General features: G+C 76.9%; 3 protein-coding genes. All 3 read right to left on the bottom strand.

Annotated features, from left to right (window positions below):
- Positions 1–628 (bottom strand): (Fe-S)-binding protein (locus VFW24_01525; GenBank protein HEX5265428.1); only part of this gene is annotated, 628 nt, incomplete at its 3' end.
- A complete protein-coding gene (locus VFW24_01520) occupies positions 625–1,563 on the bottom strand; it encodes an FAD-binding protein (protein HEX5265427.1) in 939 nt (312 codons plus the stop codon). The genes VFW24_01525 and VFW24_01520, both read right to left, overlap by 4 nt.
- Before the next feature lie 4 nt (positions 1,564–1,567).
- The coding region (locus tag VFW24_01515) for an FAD-linked oxidase C-terminal domain-containing protein (protein ID HEX5265426.1) at positions 1,568–2,052 on the bottom strand (485 nt) is incomplete at its 5' end.

The raw sequence follows: 2,052 nt of genomic DNA, 5'->3' as shown, positions 1-2,052 counted from the left end.
CCTGCCGGCGGGCCAGGTCGACCAGCCCGGCGTGGGCGGCCAGGGCGCCGCAGCAGCCGGCGCCGGGCGGTGTGACGCGCACGCCCGCCCCGCTGGCCGTCATCACCCGCACGACGGCGGCGTGGACCGGGCGCATCCACGCGTCCATGACGCACCCGGTGAACAGCCACACGTCGGCTCCGGTGTCCGGGAGCGGACGCCGCCGCAACGGCAGCGGGGGCAGGCCGAGGCGGCGGGGCACCAGGCCGACCCGCTGGGCCAGCGCCAGCAGGAAGGTGGCCCCGATCAGCAGGCGGTGATGGCCGAGGGCCCGGAAGCCGAGGCGGCGCCACCACGGCTGGTAGCCCGCCTGCGTGGCCAGGGTGTGGCGGGTGTCCTCCATCAGCCGCCCGAACGGGACCGACGACGGGCACGCCACCTCGCAGCCCCGGCACTGCACGCACAGGTCCATGTACGAGACGAACTCGGCGGAGGCCGGGGCGCCGGCCTGGACGGCGCGCATGGCGGCGATCCGGCCCCGGGGCGAGGCCGACTCGTCCCCCGTCACCCGGTAGGTCGGGCAGTGCGGGAGGCACAGGCCGCAAGAGACGCACAGGGCCAGCTCGTCGTCGTCGACGCCGAGGATCACGGGACCGGGCTCCGCCCGGGGTTGAGGCGGTTGTCGGGGTCGAAGGCGGCCTTCAACCTCCGGTTGAGGTCGAGGACCGGACCGGGCGCCGTGCCGCCCGGCGGCCGGTCGGCGGGGTCGGGGGCGGCGGAGAGGTGCACCACGCCCACTCCCATCTCGGCCACGAAGGAGCCGGGGGGCCGGGCGGCCGCCCACGTCACCAGCCCGGACGGGTCGACGGAGAGGCGCGAGCCGGAAGGCAGGGCGGGCGGGCCCGGGCATTGCTCCCACTCCGGGCCGAGGGCGGCGGTCTCGGCGTCAACGTCGGCGGGATGGCCCTCGAGGAGCGCCCAGGCCCGGGCCCCGTCCCAGAGCAGAGAGGACGGGCGGTACAGGAGGGCGGCGGCCGCGGTGACGGCCCGGGCGTCGGCCGGGGCGGTCAGCCACCGGGCCCCGGCGGGCCGGGGATGGGTGCGCAGCACCAGCTCGGCCAGCAGACCCAGGGTCCCGAGGGAGCCCACCATCACCCGGACCAGGTCGAAGCCGCTCACGTTCTTCACCACCGGAGCCCCCGCCTTCACCAGCTCACCGGCGGCCGAGACGTAGCGCACCTCGAGCACGCAGTCCCGCACCGGCCCGTACCGCAGGCGCCGCCCCCCGCTCCGCCCCACGGCCAGCACCCCGCCCACGGTGGCCTCGCCGGGCCGGGCCGGATCCAGCGGCACCATCTGGCCCGCCTCGGCCAGGGCGGAGTCGAGATCGGCCACGACCGTGCCGGCGCCCAGGCGCACGGTCATCTCGGCCGGCCGGTGCTCGACGACGCCGGCGGGGGCCCGCACCACCCGGGCCGAGGGGTCCGCCGGTCCGCCGACCTCCCACTGGGTGCGCCCCCCCGCCACGGTGACCGGTCCGGCCGGGCCCACCTCGGCGGCGAAGGCGGCAAGGGGCTCGCTCACACCCTCACACCCACGCCCCGGCCGGGACCGACTGCAGGTCCCCGCACCGGGAGCCGGACGGGAGGACCTTGTCCGGGTTGAACAGCCGGACCGGGTCGAAGGCGCTCCGGAGGGCGTCCTGGGCCGCCAGGTCGGCGGGGCCGAACAGCAGCGGCATGTGGTCACGCTTCTCCAGGCCGATGCCGTGCTCCCCCGACAGCACCCCCCCGGCGGCGATGCACATCTCGATCAGCTCGTCCCCCGCCCGCTTCACCCGGTCCATCTCCCCGGGCCGGCGCCGGTCGAACAGGAACAGGGGGTGGAGGTTGCCGTCCCCGGCGTGGAACACGTTCATGACCCCGACGCCGTGGCGGTCGGCGATCTCGTACACGCGGGTGAGGATCTCGGCGAGGCGGGTGCGGGGCACCACGGTGTCGTGGAGGTAGTAGTCGGGCGCCACCCGCGCCACCGCCCCGAAGGCCGACTTGCGCCCCTTCCACCACAGGTCGC

The organism is Acidimicrobiales bacterium (genome assembly GCA_036273495.1).
Classification (GTDB): Bacteria; Actinomycetota; Acidimicrobiia; order Acidimicrobiales; family JAJPHE01; genus DASSEU01.
Note: the sequence above shows the minus strand (reverse complement) of the source record. Positions and strands in the feature narration are given on the sequence as shown.